The sequence below is a fragment of the Mycolicibacterium aurum genome (genome assembly GCF_900637195.1).
Lineage (GTDB): Bacteria > Actinomycetota > Actinomycetes > Mycobacteriales > Mycobacteriaceae > Mycobacterium > Mycobacterium aurum.
This window is the reverse complement of record NZ_LR134356.1, coordinates 3,719,536-3,737,892: the sequence shown is the minus strand read 5'-3', so window position 1 is coordinate 3,737,892 and position 18,357 is coordinate 3,719,536. Positions and strand designations below refer to the sequence as shown.

19 protein-coding genes and 1 tRNA gene are annotated in these 18,357 nt (G+C 68.2%); 12 read left to right on the top strand and 8 right to left on the bottom strand.

What is annotated here, in order from left to right; all coding sequences use genetic code 11:
* Positions 1–58: 58 nt before the first annotated feature.
* Positions 59–2,848, bottom strand: coding sequence for a pyruvate dehydrogenase (acetyl-transferring), homodimeric type (gene aceE / locus EL337_RS17450; RefSeq protein ID WP_048631813.1), 2,790 nt, complete (start codon positions 2,846–2,848; stop codon positions 59–61).
* Positions 2,849–3,034: 186 nt separating this feature from the next.
* Between aceE and EL337_RS17445 the strand changes: the two genes are divergently transcribed.
* From EL337_RS17445 to EL337_RS17430, 4 genes are all read left to right on the top strand, one after another.
* Positions 3,035–3,613 (top strand): Rv2240c family protein, encoded by a 579-nt coding sequence (locus EL337_RS17445; protein ID WP_083443033.1) that lies wholly within the window; start codon positions 3,035–3,037, stop codon positions 3,611–3,613.
* Between the two features lie 103 nt (positions 3,614–3,716).
* Entirely contained in the window at positions 3,717–4,145 is a 429-nt protein-coding gene (locus tag EL337_RS17440; RefSeq protein WP_048631812.1) for a DUF3052 domain-containing protein, read from the top strand.
* A gap of 34 nt (positions 4,146–4,179) precedes the next feature.
* On the top strand, positions 4,180–4,644 hold the full coding sequence (locus EL337_RS17435) for a peroxiredoxin (protein ID WP_048631881.1): 465 nt from the start codon (positions 4,180–4,182) through the stop codon (positions 4,642–4,644).
* Positions 4,645–4,690: 46 nt separating this feature from the next.
* Positions 4,691–4,765, top strand: a tRNA-Val gene (locus EL337_RS17430).
* 11 nt (positions 4,766–4,776) lie between these two features.
* Here the strand turns inward: EL337_RS17430 and EL337_RS17425 are convergent.
* On the bottom strand, positions 4,777–4,992 hold the full coding sequence (locus EL337_RS17425) for a hypothetical protein (protein ID WP_048631811.1): 216 nt from the start codon (positions 4,990–4,992) through the stop codon (positions 4,777–4,779).
* 36 nt (positions 4,993–5,028) lie between these two features.
* Here EL337_RS17425 and EL337_RS17420 point away from each other — a divergent pair, with 36 nt between their 5' ends.
* Positions 5,029–6,084 carry a sulfite oxidase gene (locus EL337_RS17420; protein ID WP_048631810.1) on the top strand — a complete coding sequence of 352 codons (1,056 nt, stop codon included), beginning with the start codon at positions 5,029–5,031 and terminating at the stop codon, positions 6,082–6,084.
* Here EL337_RS17420 and EL337_RS17415 read toward each other — a convergent pair.
* Positions 6,081–6,713, bottom strand: coding sequence for an SOUL family heme-binding protein (locus tag EL337_RS17415; RefSeq protein ID WP_048631809.1), 633 nt, complete (start codon positions 6,711–6,713; stop codon positions 6,081–6,083). The two genes, EL337_RS17420 and EL337_RS17415, sit on opposite strands and share 4 nt — an antisense overlap.
* A 70-nt stretch (positions 6,714–6,783) precedes the next feature.
* On the opposite strand from EL337_RS17415, the gene EL337_RS17410 reads away from it, so the two are divergent.
* The gene (locus EL337_RS17410; RefSeq protein ID WP_048631808.1) at positions 6,784–8,436 is read left to right on the top strand and encodes an alpha-keto acid decarboxylase family protein; all 1,653 of its coding nucleotides are present in this window, start codon (positions 6,784–6,786) and stop codon (positions 8,434–8,436) included.
* On the opposite strand, the gene EL337_RS17405 is transcribed toward EL337_RS17410, so the two are convergent.
* Positions 8,437–10,146 carry an amidohydrolase gene (locus EL337_RS17405; protein ID WP_048631807.1) on the bottom strand — a complete coding sequence of 570 codons (1,710 nt, stop codon included), beginning with the start codon at positions 10,144–10,146 and terminating at the stop codon, positions 8,437–8,439.
* A 99-nt stretch (positions 10,147–10,245) separates the two neighbouring features.
* On the opposite strand from EL337_RS17405, the gene EL337_RS17400 reads away from it, so the two are divergent.
* A complete protein-coding gene (locus EL337_RS17400; RefSeq protein ID WP_370737140.1) occupies positions 10,246–11,163 on the top strand; it encodes a cobalamin biosynthesis protein in 918 nt (305 codons plus the stop codon).
* On the opposite strand, the gene EL337_RS17395 is transcribed toward EL337_RS17400, so the two are convergent.
* The 3 genes from EL337_RS17395 to EL337_RS17385 are packed head-to-tail and all read right to left on the bottom strand — an operon-like array spanning position 11,117 to position 13,135.
* Positions 11,117–11,959, bottom strand: coding sequence for an SURF1 family cytochrome oxidase biogenesis protein (locus EL337_RS17395; protein ID WP_048631805.1), 843 nt, complete (start codon positions 11,957–11,959; stop codon positions 11,117–11,119). The genes EL337_RS17400 and EL337_RS17395 overlap by 47 nt on opposite strands.
* A 2-nt stretch (positions 11,960–11,961) precedes the next feature.
* A complete protein-coding gene (locus EL337_RS17390) occupies positions 11,962–12,456 on the bottom strand; it encodes a low molecular weight protein-tyrosine-phosphatase (RefSeq protein ID WP_048631804.1) in 495 nt (164 codons plus the stop codon).
* On the bottom strand, positions 12,449–13,135 hold the full coding sequence (locus EL337_RS17385; protein ID WP_048631803.1) for an HAD-IA family hydrolase: 687 nt from the start codon (positions 13,133–13,135) through the stop codon (positions 12,449–12,451). The genes EL337_RS17390 and EL337_RS17385 overlap by 8 nt, the downstream gene beginning before the upstream one ends.
* 99 nt (positions 13,136–13,234) lie before the next feature.
* Here EL337_RS17385 and EL337_RS17380 point away from each other — a divergent pair, with 99 nt between their 5' ends.
* Genes EL337_RS17380 through EL337_RS17370 form a run of 3 tightly spaced genes read left to right on the top strand, consistent with a single transcriptional unit; the run spans position 13,235 to position 16,165 of the window.
* Complete coding sequence (locus EL337_RS17380; RefSeq protein WP_170216962.1) at positions 13,235–14,362, top strand: Nif3-like dinuclear metal center hexameric protein; 1,128 nt, start codon at positions 13,235–13,237, stop codon at positions 14,360–14,362.
* Positions 14,352–15,089 carry a zinc ribbon domain-containing protein gene (locus EL337_RS17375; protein ID WP_048631801.1) on the top strand — a complete coding sequence of 246 codons (738 nt, stop codon included), beginning with the start codon at positions 14,352–14,354 and terminating at the stop codon, positions 15,087–15,089. The genes EL337_RS17380 and EL337_RS17375 overlap by 11 nt, the downstream gene beginning before the upstream one ends.
* Entirely contained in the window at positions 15,086–16,165 is a 1,080-nt protein-coding gene (locus EL337_RS17370; protein WP_048631800.1) for a bifunctional RNase H/acid phosphatase, read from the top strand. The genes EL337_RS17375 and EL337_RS17370 overlap by 4 nt, the downstream gene beginning before the upstream one ends.
* Here EL337_RS17370 and EL337_RS17365 read toward each other — a convergent pair.
* Positions 16,156–16,743, bottom strand: a complete 588-nt coding sequence (locus EL337_RS17365) for a helix-turn-helix domain-containing protein (RefSeq protein ID WP_048631799.1) — start codon at positions 16,741–16,743, stop codon at positions 16,156–16,158. The two genes, EL337_RS17370 and EL337_RS17365, sit on opposite strands and share 10 nt — an antisense overlap.
* 46 nt (positions 16,744–16,789) lie before the next feature.
* Here EL337_RS17365 and EL337_RS17360 point away from each other — a divergent pair, with 46 nt between their 5' ends.
* Positions 16,790–17,704 carry an NAD(P)/FAD-dependent oxidoreductase gene (locus EL337_RS17360; protein WP_048631880.1) on the top strand — a complete coding sequence of 305 codons (915 nt, stop codon included), beginning with the start codon at positions 16,790–16,792 and terminating at the stop codon, positions 17,702–17,704.
* Positions 17,701–18,324, top strand: coding sequence for a class I SAM-dependent methyltransferase (locus EL337_RS17355; RefSeq protein WP_048631798.1), 624 nt, complete (start codon positions 17,701–17,703; stop codon positions 18,322–18,324). The genes EL337_RS17360 and EL337_RS17355 overlap by 4 nt, the downstream gene beginning before the upstream one ends.
* Positions 18,325–18,357 lie beyond the last annotated feature (33 nt).

Below are 18,357 nucleotides of genomic sequence, written 5' to 3'. Positions count from 1 at the left end.
TGGCGAGACCCCACAAGCGTCACCAGCGTCAAGCCACTGACCGGCCCAATGTCGTCGCCTACGCGACTCCGGGATCCGACGTCTGCTCCGGCGCAGCCATGACGTCATCGATCTCGTACTTGCGGGCGGCTTCGACCGCCACCGACATGTCGATGTTGCCGTCCCGCGCCAGTCCTTCGAGCACGGCGACGGCGACAGATTCGCCATCGGTGTTGTAGTAGCGCCGTGCGGCGGGCCGGGTGTCGGAGAAGCCGAAGCCGTCGGTGCCGAGCGTGATGTAGGTCCCCGGCACCCAGGGCCGGATCTGCTCGGGCACGGCACGCATCCAATCCGAGACCGCCACCACCGGTCCGGTGGCGTCGGCGAGCACCTTGGTGATGTAGGGGGTTGCTGCCGGCTTGTCCGGGTGGCGCAACCGTTCCTTCTCGACCGCCACGCCGTCGCGGTTGAGCTCACCCCAGCTCGTCACCGACCACACGTCCGCGGCGACGTCCCAGTCGTCGGCCAGCAGTTCGGCGGCCTTGAGCGCCGACGGCATACCGACACCGGAGGTCAGGATCTGCGCGGTGTGCTTCTTCTTCTCGGGCGCTTGCTGATAGCGGTAGATGCCGCGCAGCAACCCGTCGACGTCGATGCCCTCGGGCTCGGCGGGCTGGACGTAGGGCTCGTTGTAGATCGTCATGTAGAAGTAGACGTTCTCGGGGTTCTCGCCGAACATCCGCTGCAGACCGCTTTCGATGATGTAGGCGATCTCGAAGGCGAACGCAGGGTCGTAGGCCACCACGGCAGGGTTGGTGGCGGCCAGCAGCAGCGAGTGCCCGTCGGCATGCTGCAGCCCTTCACCGACCAGCGTGGTGCGCCCGGCGGTAGCACCCAGGACGAACCCGCGCGCCATCTGGTCGGCTGCGGCCCACAGCCCGTCGCCGGTGCGCTGGAACCCGAACATCGAATAGAAGATGTAGATCGGGATCATCGGCTCGTTGTGGGTGGCGTACGAGGTGCCGACCGCGGTGAACGACGCCGTCGAACCGGCCTCGTTGATGCCCTCGTGCAGGATCTGGCCGATCTCGCTCTCCTTGTAGGCGAGCATCAACTCGGCGTCCACCGCGGTGTACAGCTGGCCGTTGCGGTTGTAGATCTTCAGGCTCGGGAACCACGAATCCATGCCGAACGTGCGGGCCTCGTCCGGGATGATGGGAACGATGCGCTTGCCGATTTCTTTGTCGCGCAGCAGTTCCTTGAACGTCCGCACGGTGGCCATGGTGGTGGCCACCTCCTGCTTGCCAGACCCCTTCTTCAACGCCTTATAGGCGTCGCGTCCCGGTAGCGGCAGAACCTTGGTCTTGGTCCGGCGCTCGGGCAGGAACCCGCCCAGGGAGCGGCGCCGGTCGAGCATGTAGCGGATCTCCGGAGCTTCCGGTCCCGGGTGGTAGTACGGCGGCAGATAGGGGTTGTCCTCGAGCTGCTCGTCGGACAACGGAATGCGCTGGCTGTCGCGGAAGTCCTTGAGGTCTTGCAACGCAAGCTTTTTCATCTGGTGCGTGGCGTTACGGCCCTCGAAGTGCTTGCCCAGGGTGTAGCCCTTGATGGTCTTGGCCAGGATCACCGTGGGCTGGCCCTTGTGCTCCATCGCCGCGTGGTAGGCCGCGTAGACCTTGCGGTAGTCGTGCCCACCGCGCTTGAGGTTCCAGATCTCGCGATCGGTCATCGGCTCGACCAGAGCCTTGGTGCGCGGGTCGCGGCCGAAGAAGTGGTCGCGGACGTAGCTGCCGTCGTTGGCCTTATAGGTCTGGTAATCACCATCAGGGGTGGTGTTCATCAAGTTGACCAGGGCGCCGTCGCGGTCGGCGTGCAGCAGGGCGTCCCACTCGCGGCCCCAGACCACCTTGATCACGTTCCAGCCGGCGCCGCGGAAGAACGATTCCAGCTCCTGGATGATCTTGCCGTTGCCGCGGACGGGTCCGTCGAGGCGCTGCAGGTTGCAGTTGACGACGAAGGTCAGGTTGTCCAGACCCTCGTTGGCGGCGACCTGGATGAGGCCGCGGCTCTCCGGCTCGTCCATTTCGCCGTCGCCAAGGAACGCCCACACATGCTGGGCGGAGGTGTCCTTGATGCCGCGGTCGTGCAGGTAGTGGTTGAACCTGGCCTGGTAGATGGCGTTCATCGGGCCCAGGCCCATGGAGACCGTCGGGAACTCCCAGAAATCGGGCATCAGGCGGGGGTGCGGGTAGGACGGCAGCCCGCCGCCGGGGTGGCTGTGTTCCTGACGGAACCCGTCGAGTTGATCCGAGGTCAGCCGGCCCTCCAGGAACGCGCGGGCGTAGATGCCGGGGGAGGCGTGCCCCTGGATGAAGATCTGGTCGCCCCCACTGGGGTGCGACTTGCCCCTGAAGAAGTGGTTGAAGCCGACCTCGTACAGCGCGGCCGACGAGGCATAGGTCGAAATATGGCCACCCACACCGACTCCCGGACGCTGTGCCCGGTGCACCATGATCGCGGCGTTCCAGCGGATCCACGCGCGGTAGCGCCGCTCGACGTCCTCGTCGCCGGGGAACCAGGGCTCCAGTTCGGTCGGGATCGTGTTCACGTAGTCGGTCGAGGTCAGTGCGGGGATCGCCACCCGCTGCTCACCGGCGCGTTCCAGAAGGCGCAACATCAGATAGCGCGCACGCGCCGGGCCGGACCGTTCTACCAGTTGGTCGAACGACTCCAGCCATTCGGCGGTCTCGTCGGAATCGATGTCCGGCAGGTACGACGCGACGCCTTCCCGAATCACCCGCACGCGGTCGGGTTCACTTGTGCTGCTGGAGTTTTGGGCCAGGTCCTGGCGCACGAACTCGGTGGTCAACTTCCGCTCCTTGTTAGGCGGTAAAAGTACGCGCACACATCGGCTCAGCGGGTTACTTCGCGTTCCGCGCGCGCGGGTCCATCCTTGTCTAATCCTGCCCCATCCGCACTAGCGGGTGTGGGCGGTCTCGGCGAACCGGTGAACGGCCGTCAGAACCTGTGGTCAAACCGGTAACGTCTGCAGACTGTGCTGATCGGACGGCTGAGCGCCCGCGGGGTGCGGCTGGCCGCTTGCGTAGCCGGCACATTCGCGGCGCTGGTGATGGTGGTCGTGGGATGCACGAGCGTCACCGACGGAGACGCCACGGTGGCCGAGGGTGAAGCCCCGGTGTATCGAGCGTCGGTGACGGCCTCGGTGGAGGAATCCGCCGCCAGCTCCAGCGCCCGTGAATCCGAACGCCAGGCATCCATGACCGTCGAAGCCGTACGCACCTCGTGCGAGGCGATGAGCTCGAGCAGCGCGGAGGCGATCGGGGCCGTCAACACCTACGTGGACTCGATCAACAGCAATCCCGCCGACATCAGCCGGACCACCGGCCCGGCGATCGACGCGCTGAACCACAGCGCGGACCTGGTGGCCGGAAGCATTTCCGATCCGTTGCCGCCGGAGCTGCGCGACGCGCTGAACAGCTGGGTGGATGCCGCGCGCGGGGTTGCGACGGCCATCGCCGGCAACTATTCGGTCGACGAATTCAACGCCGCGATCGACCTGCTCAACGACTCCAAAGTGACCGCTTTGGACCGGTGCGACGCGGCATACCGATGAACCTGCCGCTAGATGGCTTGCTGTCTGGCTGCGGCGTGCGACGATAGGGGCTCGCACGTGACTGAGCGCAAGGTGCGCCAAGTCGGCTGAAGGAGGACTGACCGTGGTGTCGGCGGGTGACCCCCCGAACTACGCCCGCTTACTGGGCATCCAAAAAGATCAGGTTGTGCAGGAACTGGGCTGGGACCAGGACAGCGACGACGACATACGATTCAACATCGAGGACGTGAGCGGCGGCGAGCTGCTCGACGAAGACGCCGATGAGGTGGTCGACGTCGTGCTGCTGTGGTGGCGCGATGGCGACGGCGACCTCGTGGACACGCTGATGGACGCCATCACCCCGCTGGCGGACGACGGCGTGATCTGGGTGGTGACTCCCAAGACCGGCAAGCCTGGGCACGTACAGCCCGCGGAAATCGCGGAGTCTGCACCGACGGCGGGGCTGATGCAGACGTCGTCGGCCAATCTCGGTGACTGGATCGCCAGCCGTCTGGTGCAGCCGAAGGCGAATGCCATCACCAAGCAGCGATGAGCGCTTGCGCGAAGAGCAGACGGCAGCGGTAGTGATGCCTGCTGTCGGCGAGCCGGCGCCGGACTTCACGCTCAAGGATCAGAACAACCAACCGGTGTCCCTGGCGAGCTTCCGCGGCGCCAAGGACGTGGTCCTGGTCTTCTTCCCGTTGGCGTTCACCGGGATCTGTGAGCGCGAGCTCGACGAGATCAGGGACCACGTCGACGACTACGTCAACGACGAGACGGCGACGCTGACCATCTCGGTGGGGCCGTCGCCGACCCACAAGATGTGGGCCACGCAGCGCGGCTTCACGTTCCCTGTGCTGTCGGATTTCTGGCCGCACGGCGCGGTCAGCCAGGCCTACGGGGTGTTCAACGACGTCTCCGGGTTCTCCAACCGCGGCACGTTCGTGGTGGATCGCTCCGGGGTGATCCGGTTCGCCGAGTGCAAGGAGCCGGGGGAGGCGCGGGATCAGGGTGTCTGGGCGCAGGCGCTGGCCGCGGTCCGGACCGGTTAGTGGAATTTCCGGTAGTACCTCCCGGGCGTGTAGCCTGCCCGGGATCGGGCGCGTAGCTCAGGGGTAGAGCTCTGGTTTTACACACCAGCGGTCGGCGGTTCGAAACCGTCCGCGCCCACCAGTCCGGTACGGCTAGTTGCCGTATGGTTCATTGACGTCGAGCACAGCTACGACACGCTCGTCGCCATCCCGCACTTCGGCGTCCGGTTCTTCGCGAAACATATTCACGTGCAATGCTTCTCGGCGATCCGATGGTGAGCATGCCGACACCTCGACGTTCAGTGCGCTGTCCACCTGGCTGAGGTAGTCACGCTGTCGTGCCAGATCACCGAGCAGCCGGCCTGACACCGCTTATGCTCGCTGCGGGGGAGAACAGGACGGACAGTGGCGAGCAGCAGGATCCTGCATCCGGACATGGAGGACACCGGGTCCGGGTTGGACTACGGGACAAGGCCCGAGACGCTCCTCGGTGACATCACCCCGAATCATCGGTTCTTCATTCGTAGTCACGCACCCACGCCCGAGATCGATCCGGGGACGTGGGAATTGCGCGTCGAGGGTGACGGTGTCCGACGCGCGACGAGCTATTCGTACACCGATATCCGCGGCGCCTTCCCGGTGGTCTCGGTGACCCGCACGATCGAATGCGCGGGAAACCGCAGGGTTCTCTTCGGCAAGGAGGTCGGGCAGGACTTCGAGGGCACTCAGTGGGGTCGCGGCGCCATCAGCACCGCGGAATGGACCGGTGTGCGGTTGCGCGACCTGCTCGAACCGGCCGGATTGACGGACGCCGCTGTCGAGGTGATGCCGGAGGCGCTCGATGCCATTCGAGCGCGCAGACCGCTACCGCTGGCCAAGGCGCTCGCCGACGACACCATCGTGGCCTTCGCGATGAACGGCGAAGAACTGCCTCCCGACCACGGGTTCCCGGCCAGGTTGGTGGTGACGGGCTGGCTGGGTGCGGCGAGCATCAAATGGTTGGGTCGCATCGAGGTTTCCGAACACGCCCTCCACGTGCCGTGGAACACCGAAGACTACGTGCTGATCACCGAGAACCGCGACGGCGCTGCCGCGAGCACTTCCGTGATCACCGAGCCGGCCCTGTCCACTCTCGTCGAGCTGGCGTGGCCGGCGCACCTGCAACCGGGACCGCACGTGATCCGGGGACGGGCGTTTGCGGGAGAGGCCCGAATCACCATGGTCGAGACCCGAATCGACGACGGGCCGTGGGTCGCGGCCGACATCACCTCGCCGGGGGCGCCCGGCGTGTGGGCGCGGTGGCAGATCCGCTGGAACGCCGATCCCGGAGACCATGTGCTGCGGGTTCGTGCGACCGACGACCGCGGGCGCCGACAACCGGAGTCAACGCCGCCCAACGTGCTGGGCTACATGCACGAGTCCGTGCTCGCCCATCCCATCACCGTCGACGACGGGAGTTAAGCACCGTCCGTGGTCACCACCACGGCGACCTCGTTGCGCCGGCGGGCCGGAAGTGTCCACGGCGGGTCGTAGAACCAGGCGACCGGATCTCCGATCGGCTGAAAAGCGCTGGACCGCAGCGCGTGGAGCAGTTCGCCGGACTTCGCTGCGACGGCCGCGGCGCTGCGGTCACCGCTGAAGCGGAGCACCGCGTAGGTCTCGCCCGGCACTTCCACCAGCTCGACGCGCTCGTCGTCCGGCGCGGGCAACAGGTCCATCGACCACTTCGACGGCATGAAGAACTGGATCACCGAGCCGCCGTCGGCGTCGCGGGACTGGGCGACCGGGGCCGTCATGGCGATCTTCTCGCTCTGCTGCGCCACCGGCGCTGTCATCGCGATCGTGGTCTTGCGGTGATTGCCGCCGAAGATGTATCCGGCGATGCGCCGGAAACCGGCGTTGCGCGCCTCGATCTCGTCCCCGGCGACCACGGTTTGCGCTGCGATGCGCGGACCGTAGCGGCGGATCTCGACGGCGCCGACAGACGCTTCCCGGACGTACATCGGCTCCTCGGTGCCTGCGCGGATACCGACGAGGGCGCCGACGCCCTCGACGACCTGAGTTGCGGTGTCGATGATCTTGGTGAACACGCCTCCAGGTATACCCCTGCCCCGGGCGCGGTGTATCGGACAAAATTGTGACGCTTGCTAGGTTGAGGCGATGACCGAGACCCGGACCGTCATCGAGTACGTGCTCGACCGTCTCCATGACATCGGGGTGACCGACATTTTCGGCGTGCCTGGCGATTTCGCCTTCCCGATTAACGACGCGATCGTCGCCCATCCGAAGATCAACTGGATCGGCTGTTGCAACGAACTCAATGCCGCGTATGCCGCCGACGGATATGCGCGCGTTCGGGGCGTGGGTGCGGTGAACACCACCTACGGCGTGGGGGAGTTGAGCGCCATCAGCGCGATCGCCGGGTCGTATGCGGAGAACGTGCCCGTCGTCCATCTCACCGGCATGCCGAACCGCGCCACCCAGGACGGGCGCGCGATCGTGCACCACACGCTCGGCAATGGCGAGTTCGAGCTGTTCCGCACGATGGCCGACACCGTCGTGGCCGCCAGCGCCATCCTCACCCCGTCCAACGCCGTCTCCGAGACAGAGCGGTTGATCGGTGCGGCGCTCTACCACCGGCGACCCGTCTACCTCGCGATACCTGCCGACGTCGTCGACCAGCCCGTCCTGGCCACGGGACAGCCGGTGACGTTGCCGGTCAGCAACCCGGCTTCGCTGTCGGCGGCCGCCGACGCGATCGTCGCCGCGCTGGAGGGTGCCTCCTCCGGGGTGGTGCTACCCGGCCTGGTGGTCGACCGGCTGGGACTGCGCGACGCCGCCCGCGGCTTCATCGAGGCGGCGAATCTGCCGTTCGCGACGATGTTCGCCGACAAGTCCGTGCTCGACGAGTCCCATCCGAACTTCATCGGGATGTACGACGGCAGGCTGATGGACGAGGCGGCCCGTGAGTACGTGGAGGGATCCGACGTCGTCATTTCGCTGGGCACCCTGCCGAGCGACTTCAACACCGGCGCGTTCACCGCGAAACTGGATCCGGCCCGCACCATCGACATCGAGATCCACCGCACCACGATCGGTGCGACCGTGTACCCGGATGTCGAAATGGGGGATCTGTTAAGCGAACTCGCCGGCCGCGTTTACCGGACACGGGCACTGCCGCAGGTCCCGCTTCCGGCCCTGGGCCCCGTGACCGGCGCCGGCCCCGATCCGATCACGGCGGACACCCTGTACCCGCGCTGGGCCGGGTTCCTGCGCGAGGACGATCTCCTCGTCGTGGACACCGGGACCAGCTCCATGGGGCTGGCGTTCGCCACGCTGCCCCGCGGCGCGCGGTTCCACAACCAGACGCTGTGGGGTGCCATCGGTTGGGCCACCCCGGCAGCCCTGGGGGCTGCCGTCGCCGCCAGGAAGCGTCGGCTGGTGCTCGTCACCGGTGAGGGATCGCACCAGCTGACCGCGCAGGAGATCGGCCAGTTCGCCCGGCAGGGCCTCGCGCCCGTCATCTTCGTGCTGAACAACAACGGCTACCTGATCGAACGGCTGCTCTGCAAGGACCCCGATATCGCGTACAACGACGTCGCGCAGTGGAACTACTCGGAACTGCCGCACGCCCTGGGCTGCCAGGACTGGTACACCCCGCGGGTGAGCACCCTCGCCGAACTCGACGAGGCGCTCGAGGTGGCGGGTGCCGGCGATCGGGCGTGCTACATCGAGGTGGTGACCGGAACCTACGAATCCCCGCCGCTGCCGAAGCTGCTCCACGACAGCGTCAAGACGCTGTACCGCAGCTGATCAGCAGCACCCCGGAGCCGGGCGATCGGCCAGGTGCGCGTGGTCGGTGTTGTCGGCGCCGCCGATAGCGCCGACGAACTCATCGAGGTCGACGCGCCGCCCGCCCAACCACGTGCCCGCCACCGTCACGGTGTCGATCAACGCGCCCGGGTCGACAGTCCAGGGGTCGGCGGTGAGCTCCACGAAGTCGGCGAGCTTGCCCACCTCGATGGACCCGACGAGGTGGTCGCGGCGCAGTGTCCGGGCCGCATCGATGGTCTGCGCCCGCCAGGCCTGATCCAGTGAGATGGCTTGATCGGGCCGGTGCACGCCGCCGTCACGGGTGCGCCTGTTGACCGCGGTGGCGATGTTGATCACCGGTGTCGGGGGCGACACCGAGCCGTCGTTATGAAGGGACACGCACGCGCCCGACGCGACGGCATCGTGGAATGCCGCCCAGCGGGCGCCGTGCTCGGAGTCGAAAATCGCGCCGTCGAGAAGATCCCCCCAGTAGTAGTACTGGAACGGCGACATCGACACATGCACCCCGAGGCGGGCGGCCCGGTCGAAATGCTCGCGGGTGCCCGCTCCGCAGTGCTCAAGGCGCCAGCGGTGATCGGTGCCGAGCAGGCCGTGCCGGGTCAGTCCGTCCTCGTAACAGTCCAGCGCGAGGTCGAGTGCGAGATCGCCGTTGGCGTGGAACGCCATCTGCCACCCCTTGGGTGCGGCGTGGTCGAGGATCGCGTCGAGCTGTTCGCGGGTGTAGTTCATCGACTGGACACCGCCCGCGGTGGCCGGGTCGATTCCTGCGGTGCGGTTGGTTTCGGAGTCCAGGTAGGGGAAGGAGATCGCGATGTTGCCCACCCACGGCGACCCGTCGGTCCACAGCTTGACGCCCGCCTTGGTGAGCCAGTCCTCACCGGCGGTGAAAGTGGTTGCTTCGGTGTAGGTGTCGCTGGTCGACACCTCCCACATGCTGATCCGCAGCGGGCACGACGGCGCCGCGGCGAGTGCCTCGTAACCGGCGCGGTAGTTCGGGTCATAGGTCATGTCCGAAGTCGACGTGTAACCGCCGCGCGACATCTCGGCGAAGTAGAGCGCGGCGGCCAGCAGGGGGTTGCCGAGCTTGGCCATGATCGGCCCGGTCACGGCGGTGAGGACGGGGAGTTCGAAGCCCTGCCCGTTGAGCGACCCGTCGGCGTTGCGACCGTAGTGCGAGGCGACGGGGTCAGCCGGTGGATCGGCATCCCAGCCGTAGCTGCGGATGAGCGCCGAGTTGAAGTACACGCCATGTCCCGAATTGTCGGCGACCACCGCGACGCGGTCGCCGAAGATCTCGTCCAGTTCCGCCGCATCGGGTTTCGGGTGGCGGTGCAGCAGCGCGTCGAAACCGGCGAAGAGCAGCGGTTCGCCGGCATCGGTGGTCGCGATCGCGTCGGCGAACTCCTTTTGCACGTCGTCCCAGGTGGGGCAGTCCCACGGTGCGATGGACCGCGCCGGTGCCTGCGTCGCGATGCCACTGATCAGCGGATGACTGTGCGGCTCAACGAAACCAGGGGCGAGCACGGCGACGCCGGTCTCGATGACCTCGGCGTCGGGCAGCACCGCACGGCAGTCCTCGATACTCCCCACCCCGACGATCCGGTCTCCGGAAACCGCAACGGCCTGCGCACGGGGTGCGTCGACGTTCATGGTGATGATGGTGTCTGCGGTCAAGATCAGGTCGCCCATGCGCACAGTCTGGCACTGGAACCTCGCGCCATCGGGCAAAACGGTCTGTGAGACGCTGCCGGGGTGTTCGCGCGTGGGATAGGCATTGCCGCAGGGGTCGTGGCCGACTCGGTGTTCGGCGACCCCCGGCGTGGCCACCCGGTGGCGCTGTTCGGCAGTGGCGCCGCAGCTTTCGAGCGGCGCACCTACTCCGACGACGTACGGGCCGGCCTGGTGCATTCAGCCGCGCTGCTCACGTCGCTGGGTGTGGTGACGGCCCTGCTGGAGCGGGTGGGACGCCGCCGCGGCGCGGCGTCGGAGGCGGCGTTGGTGGCCGGGGCGATGTTCATCGCGGCGGGCGGTACGACGCTGTGCCGCACCGGGGAGCAGATGGTGCGCCTGCTGCAGGAGGGGGACGTCGACGGCGCCCGCCGACTGCTGCCGTCGCTGTGCGGCCGGGATCCGTCGGTGCTCGACGCTCCCGGTCTGACCCGGGCAGCGCTGGAATCGATCGCCGAGAACACCTCTGATGCCCAGATCGGTCCGCTGGTGTGGGCCGCGGTCGGCGGAGCCCCCGGCGCGCTGGTGTACCGGGCGGCGAACACTCTCGACTCCATGATCGGAAACAGGTCGCCTCGTTACGTCCGGTTCGGTTGGGCGGCGGCGCGTTTCGATGACCTGGTGAACCTGGCGCCGGCACGCCTGACCGGTATGGCGGTCGTGGTGTGCGCCCCGCTGGTGGGCGGGTCACCGCGGCAGGCGTGGCAGGCCTGGCGGCGGGACGCCGACAAGCACCCCAGCCCGAACGCCGGGGTCGCCGAGGCGTCGTTCGCCGGCGCGCTGGGAGTCCGCCTGGGCGGACCCACGCAGTACGCCCACGAGCTGGAGATCCGCCCGACCCTCGGGAACGGCCGGGATCCCGAGGTCGATGATCTTGCGCGTGCGGTCCGGCTGTCGCGTGCGGTGCAGATTCTGGCCGCGGCGGTGGCCGTCAGCGTCGCTTGCCGTACCGGTCGGCGAGCTTCTGTTCTGTGGTGACGGGCGCGGCAGGTTCGTCGACCGGGTGGTCGGCGGCGGCCGCGTCGGCGGCGGCTTTCTCCTGGCGGCGGACCCGGATCTCGGAGAGCACGAAGTACCCGACGCCGATGGGCGCGATGATGCCGAATGCGATCCACTGGATGCCGTAGGAGAGGAACGGCCCGGAGTCGAGATGGGGAAGCGGTATCGGGGTGAGCCCGCCGGGCTGATCGGGGACCAGCTGCAGGTACGAGCCGGCGAGCGGGATGCCGGTGAGCGCGGAGATCTGGTCGATGTTGATCGAGTAGACCTGTCGTCCGCCGTCGGCTTCGAACGGGTCCTTGCCCCGGGCGACGCCTTCCGTGTCGCGCAACCGCGCGGTGATGGTGACGGTGCCGGTGGGTGGTGCGTCGATGGAAGGCACCTGGGAGCCGGCGACGGGACGGACGTAGCCGCGGTCGACGAGCACCGTCGGGCCACCGTCCACGGCGAACGGCACCAGCACCTCGAACGCGGGGTCGCCGTCGATGAGCCGTAACCGCGCCAGCACCTGGCCCTCGGGCAGGTAGCGGCCGGTGGCCGTCACCTGCTGCCACTGCTCATCGGGGGCGGCGGAATCCTGCTGGGGGAGAACGGTTGTCAACGGCACCGGGGCGGCGTCGAGCGACCGGGAAATCTGGTCGTTCTGCCGCGTGGTGCTGGTGTTCTTGCCCAGCTGCCAGGGTGCCAGGACGGTGAAGCACAGGTAGGCGAACGCGATCACCACGACGTAGAGCGCCAGCCACTGGGGCCGCAGCAGGAAGGCCCAGCGTCGCATGGTCAGCTCACCTGTTCTCTGGCGGTCAGTCGCTCGTCGACCCATCCGTGCAGGCCGGGAAGTGCTGCGTCGATGACAGCGAACACATCCTCGAAATCGTCCTGCGTCCCGTAGTAGGGGTCCTCGACATCGTCGGCGTGCGCCCCGGATCGGGGATCGAAGGACCGAAGCAGCCGCAGGCGCTCGGCCGGCACTCCCTCGTGGGCAAGCATGCGCAGGTGGTTGCGGCCCAGCGCCACGACGAGGTCGGCCCCCAGGTGGTCGCCCGTCATCTGCGCGGCCCGGTGCGCCGACGGGTAACCGTGTTCGCGCAGCACATGCCCCGCGCGGCGGTCTGCCGGTTCGCCCTCGTGCCAGTGCCCGGTGCCCGCGCTGGTCACCCGGACCACACCCGCCAGTCCGCGTTCGCTGATCTGGTGGGCGAACATCTTCTCCGCCATCGGGCTGCGGCAGATGTTGCCGGAGCAGATGAAGGTGACGTGCAGCTGCTCAGACACCCAGCACCTCGCGTAGATGGTCGACGTCGGCGACGTGGGCGAGCGCGCCACTGTCCCCGTCTGTGAAGTCCAGGCGCCCGTAACCCCAGCCGACGACGATGGTGCCGATTCCGTGTGCGGCGGCCCCTTCGACGTCGTGAAACCGGTCGCCGACCATCACCACCCGGTCGGGTAGCGGGGCCAACTGGTGCAGCGCGTGGGCGACGACGTCGGACTTGGCCGAGCGGGCGCCGTCGGTACTGGCACCGGCGATGACCTCGAAGACCGAGTCGAGCCCGAAGTGCGCCAAGATCCGCTGCGCGGTGGGCTCGGCCTTGGATGTGGCGACGGCAAGGCGGACTCCGGCCGCCCTCAGATCCGCCAGCAGCTCCGGGATGCCGACGAACGGCCGGTTCATCGACCACCCGCGGGTGGTGTAGTCGGCGCGGTAGGCCGCGATCGCGGCGTCCGCGCAGTCGCCGAGACCCATCTCCCGCAGTGTGATGTGCATGGGCGGCCCGACGATGCGGCCGGCCAGGTCACCGTCCGGGACGCTGGCGCCGACGGCCTCCAGCGCATGCCGGAAGCTGGCGACGATTCCCTCGGCGGAATCGGTGAGTGTGCCGTCGAGATCGAAGATCACCAGATCGCCGCGGTCCACCGGGACGACGTCGCGGGTGCTGTCCAAGATGTCGGTCACAACGCCATTGTTCCGCAGACGCGTCCGACGGTGCCGCTCGGTTCAGGGTCCTCGCCCAACCTGCCGGTTTACGCGCACTACTGTCGTGCTGTGTCACGTATCCGGCTTGCCGACATCATCGATGTGCTTGAGGCCGCGTACCCGCCGCGCCTGGCGCAGAGCTGGGACTCGGTCGGCCTGGTCTGCGGCGACCCGGCGGAGCCGGTGGACTCCGTGACGGTGGCCGTCGACGCCACCGCAGATGTTGTCGCGCAGGTGCCCGAGCAGGGGCTGCTGCTGGCACACCATCCTCTGCTGCTGCGCGGGGTGGACACCGTCTCCGCTGACACCGCCAAGGGTGCCCTGATCCACTCCCTGATCCGCACCGGCCGCGCGCTCTACACCGCGCACACCAACGCCGACAGCGCGTCGCCGGGCGTGTCGGATGCCCTCGCCGAGGCGCTGGGGCTCGACGTGACCGACGTGCTCTCACCCGTCCCGTGGGGCCCGGCGCTGGACAAGTGGGTGGTGTTCGTTCCCGCAGAGAACTCCGAGGCTGTGAGGTCGGCGATGTTCGCGGCGGGCGGGGGCCGGCTCGGCGACTACTCGCAGTGCAGTTGGACCGTCGCCGGTGACGGACAGTTCCTGCCCGGGGAGGGTGCGGTACCTGCGATCGGTGTGGTCGGCACCGTGGAACACGTCGCCGAGGATCGGGTGGAGATGGTGGCCCCCGCGGCGCGGCGTGCCGCGGTGCTCGCCGGCTTGCGTGCCGCCCATCCCTACGAGGAACCGGCCTTCGACATTTTCGAGTCGCAGACCCCGCCCGGTGACGTCGGCCTCGGCCGCATCGCGACGTTGCCCCGCCCGGAGCCGCTGTCGGAGTTCGTGTCCCGCGTTCGGCGCGGCCTGCCCCAGACGTCGTGGGGAGTTCGCGCCTCCGGCGACCCGGCCGCGATGGTCTCCCGAGTCGCAGTCTGCGGAGGAGCCGGCGATTCGCTGCTCGCCGAGGTGGCCGCGGCCGGCGTGCACGCCTACGTCACCGCTGATCTACGTCACCACCCCGCCGACGAACACCGCCGCACCTCGGACGTCGCGCTGGTCGACGTCGCCCACTGGGCCAGCGAGTTTCCGTGGTGCCGTCAAGTCGCAGCGTTGTTGCGCAACCACTTCGGTGCATCGCTACCGGTCGAGGTGTCCGATGTGCGTACCGATCCATGGAATGTCGAGGGATTCACCCATGAAAGCTGATGTGTTCCAACAAGGTCTGCTGCTGCAGCTTGCGGAGCTGGATGCCGAGGTCAGCCGGGCCGAGCATCGGACCAAGAACCTTCCCGAGCAGAAGGCCGTCGAGGAGGTCCAGGCCGTCCACCGTGCGGCCGGCGACAGGCTGGCCGCGCTGCGGCTGGCACTGGCCGACATCGACGCTCAGGTGGCCAAGTTCGAGACCGAGATCGACGGGGTGCGTCAACGGGAGGATCGCGACCGCGCATTGCTGGCGGGTGGCACCGTGGACCCCAAGCAGCTCAACGACCTGCAGCATGAACTCGACACCCTGCAGCGGCGGCAGGCGAGCTTGGAGGACTCACAGTTGGAGGTCATGGAACGCCGGGAGGAGCTGACGGCCGACCAGGAGCGCGAACTGGCAGGACTCGAAGAACTGGAGAGCACGCTGGCCGAGGCGCAACGGGCGTGCGACGACGCGCGCGGTGAGCTGGATCGGCTCAAGCAGGAAGCCGTGGCCCGGCGTGCTGAGCTGGTCGCCGGCATCGACGAGGGGCTCGTGACGCTCTACGAACGCCAGCGGTCTCGCACCGGCGTCGGGGCCGGGCAGTTGCAGGGGCGTCGGTGCGGAGCCTGCCGAATTGAGATCGACAAGGGTGAACTGGCTCGGATCGCAGCCGCACCCGACGACGACGTGCTGCGCTGCCCGGAATGCGCGGCGATCCTGTTGCGTGTCTCGGGTTTGCGCGCGTGAGAGTGCGAGTCGAGGTCGACGGCGGGTCCCGCGGCAACCCGGGACCGGCGGGCTACGGCGCGGTGGTGTGGTCGTCCGACCGCAGCACCGTGCTGGCCGAGTCCCATTCGTCGATCGGCCGGGCCACCAACAACGTCGCCGAGTACCGAGGGCTGATCGCAGGACTGCAGGCGGCGATCGGCGTCGGCGCCACCGACGTCGACGTCTTCATGGACTCCCAACTCGTGGTGGAGCAGATGTCGGGTCGCTGGCGGGTCAAGCACCCCGATCTGGCGCCGCTGCATCAGCAGGCGCATGACCTCGCACGCGCCTTTCAGCGCGTCACCTACGGGTGGATTCCCCGCGCGGAGAACAGCTACGCCGACCGGCTCGCGAATGAAGCCATGGACGCTGCCTCCGAGACTGTCGACGAGTCCCTCACAACCGAAGTCGTCACCAATCCGGCCGGCTGGACCGGCGCCACGGGCGCGCCGACCCGGCTGCTCCTGCTGCGGCACGGGCAGACGGAACTTTCGGTGCAGCGCCGCTATTCGGGCCGCGGTAATCCCGAGCTGACCGAGCTCGGCACGAGACAGGCGGCCGCGGCCGCGGCCTACCTCGGACAACGGGGCGGCGTCGACGCCGTCATCTCGTCTCCGCTGCAACGGGCCCATGCCACGGCTACCGCGGCGGCCGCAGCGCTGGATCTGGAGGTGACGGTCGACGACGACGTGATCGAAACCGACTTCGGCGGCTGGGAAGGACTGACGTTCGGGGAAGCCTCCGAACGCGATCCCGAACTGCACCGGCGCTGGCTCCGCGACACGTCGGTGCCGCCGCCGGGCGGGGAGAGTTTCGACGCCGTCGCGGCGCGCGTGAGCCGGGCGCAGCAGCGGATCCTCGCCGATCATGCGGGCCAGACGGTGCTGCTGGTCTCACACGTGACTCCGATCAAGACGCTGCTGCGCATCGCGCTCGATGCCGGGCCGGCGATCCTGTATCGGCTGCACCTCGATCTGGCCTCGCTGTCGATCGCGGAGTTCTACCCGGACGGGGCAGCATCGGTGCGACTGGTCAACCAGACCTCCTACCTCTGATCGGTGTGCAGGTGCACGCGTTCGCCGTGCAGCCCGAGCAACGCCAGCGCCTCCACCGGGCCGTCCACCACGCCGAACCAGTGTGGCGTCCACGTCGAGAACTCCACTGCCTCACCGGGTTTGATGGTGAAGTCGCGGTCGCCGAGTAGCAGCCGAAGCTGGCCTGACAGCACGTACATCCAGTCGTGGCCTTCGTGGACGGGGAGCTCGACCGGCGGCGTCTTCCTCCTGGCGCTGATGCGGATCTTGTAGGCGTGCAGCCCCCCGGCGGGGCCCTGGCCGGTCAGCGGCCAGAACGTGATCATGTTGTGGGTGTGGGAGTTTCCCCGCACGCGTGGGTCCTCGATCTCGGGTGCGCGAAGCAACTCGTCGGTGCTCACCGACAACGCGCCCGCCAGCCGGGGCAGATGGTCCAGCGCCAACCGGCGCTTGCCGGACTCCAGCCGGCTGAGTGTGGAGATGTCGATGCTGGATCGGCTCGCGACGTCCTCGAGTGTCATGCCGCGCTGCAGACGCAGGTCCCGGAGTCGGCGTCGTACGCGGGCGTCGACGCCCTCATCGTCCTCGTTTGCCTTCATGGCAAATGAGCTTGGCATCTTCGACGACCCGGGGCAAGGTGGTGTCATGGAGAAGATCTGGGATTGCGTGATCGTCGGCGGCGGGGCTGCCGGGTTGAGCGCCGCACTCGTTCTGGGGCGGGCGCGCCGGCATGTGCTGATGGTGGACGCGGGCGCGCAGAGCAACTTGGCCGCGCATGGCATCGGTGGCCTGCTGGGGTTCGACGGTGTGCCGCCCGCGCAGCTGTACGCGCAGGGGCGTTCCGAGCTGGGCGCCTATCCGAGCGTCGCCGTGCGGGACGGCGAGGTGATCGCGGGAGCGGTGGCCGAGGGCGGCTTCGCGTTGGAGTTGGCGGACGGCGATGTGGTCCGGGCGCGCCGGGTACTGCTGGCGATGGGCATGCGGTACGAGTCGCCTGCGGTGCCGGGGCTGGCTGAACTGTGGGGGACCTCGGTCTTCCACTGTCCGTTCTGCCACGGCTGGGAGGTGCGCGACCAGCCGCTGGCGGTGTTGGCGAACGGTGAACGCGCGGTGCACATGGCGACGATGCTGCGCGGTTGGAGCGACGACGTCGTGCTGATGACCGACGGTCCTGCCGAACTCGGCGGCGATCACCGTGCCCGCCTGGCCGAGGCCGGGGTGCGGGTCGAGGAGCGAGCGGTGGCCGAGTTGGTCTCGGCGGACGGGGAGTTGACGGCCGTGAGGTTCGCCGACGGCGAGAGCCTTGCACGCCGCGGGCTGCTGGTGGCCAGCACATTGCGCCAACGTTCCGTGCTGGCGTCCAAGCTGGGCGTCGGTTTCGCAGCGGCAGGGCCGGTTTCGGCGGAGCCGATCGAGATCGACGCCATGTACCGAACATCGGTACCGGGAGTACTCGCGGCAGGTGACGTGTGTGCACAGATGCCGCAGGTGGCCGCCGCGATTGCGGCCGGTTCGGCGGCGGCGGCCTCGGTGGTAGCGAGCTTTATGGAGGAGAAATGACAACACCTGAGGTCAAGAAACACTGGGAAGACCGGTACGCCGAGCGGGACCGGATCTGGAGCGGACGGGTCAACCCGTGGCTCGCCGCGGTGGCCGAGCCGTTGCCGCCGGGTCGGGCGCTGGACCTCGGCTGCGGTGAGGGGGGCGACACGATATGGCTGGCCGAGCACGGCTGGCAGGTTGTCGGCGTCGACATCTCCGAGACCGCGTTGGGGCGGGCCGCAGACGAGGCTGCCGTGCGCGGGCTGTCCGACCGCGTCGATCTGCGCCAGATGAACCTGTCGGAGTCGTTGCCGGAAGGCACATTCGACCTCATCTCGGCGCAGTTCCTGCAGTCGATGGTGCACCTGGACCGGGAGCGGATCTTCGCGGCCGCGGCGCGGGCGGTCGCGCCGGGAGGGTTGCTTATGGTCGTGGATCACGGCGCCGCGCCGCCCTGGGCCAAGCACGTCCACGACCACGTGTTTCCGACGGTGGACGAGGTACTCGGCACGATTGATCTCGGCCCGGGGTGCTGGGAGCACCTGCGCGTCGAGACGGTGGAACGCGACGCCGTGGGACCCGACGGGCAGGCCGGTGTACTGATCGACAACCTGATCGTGCTCAAGCGGTTGTCCTGATCGGATCTGTCGGACCGGCGGGGTAGCGTCGGT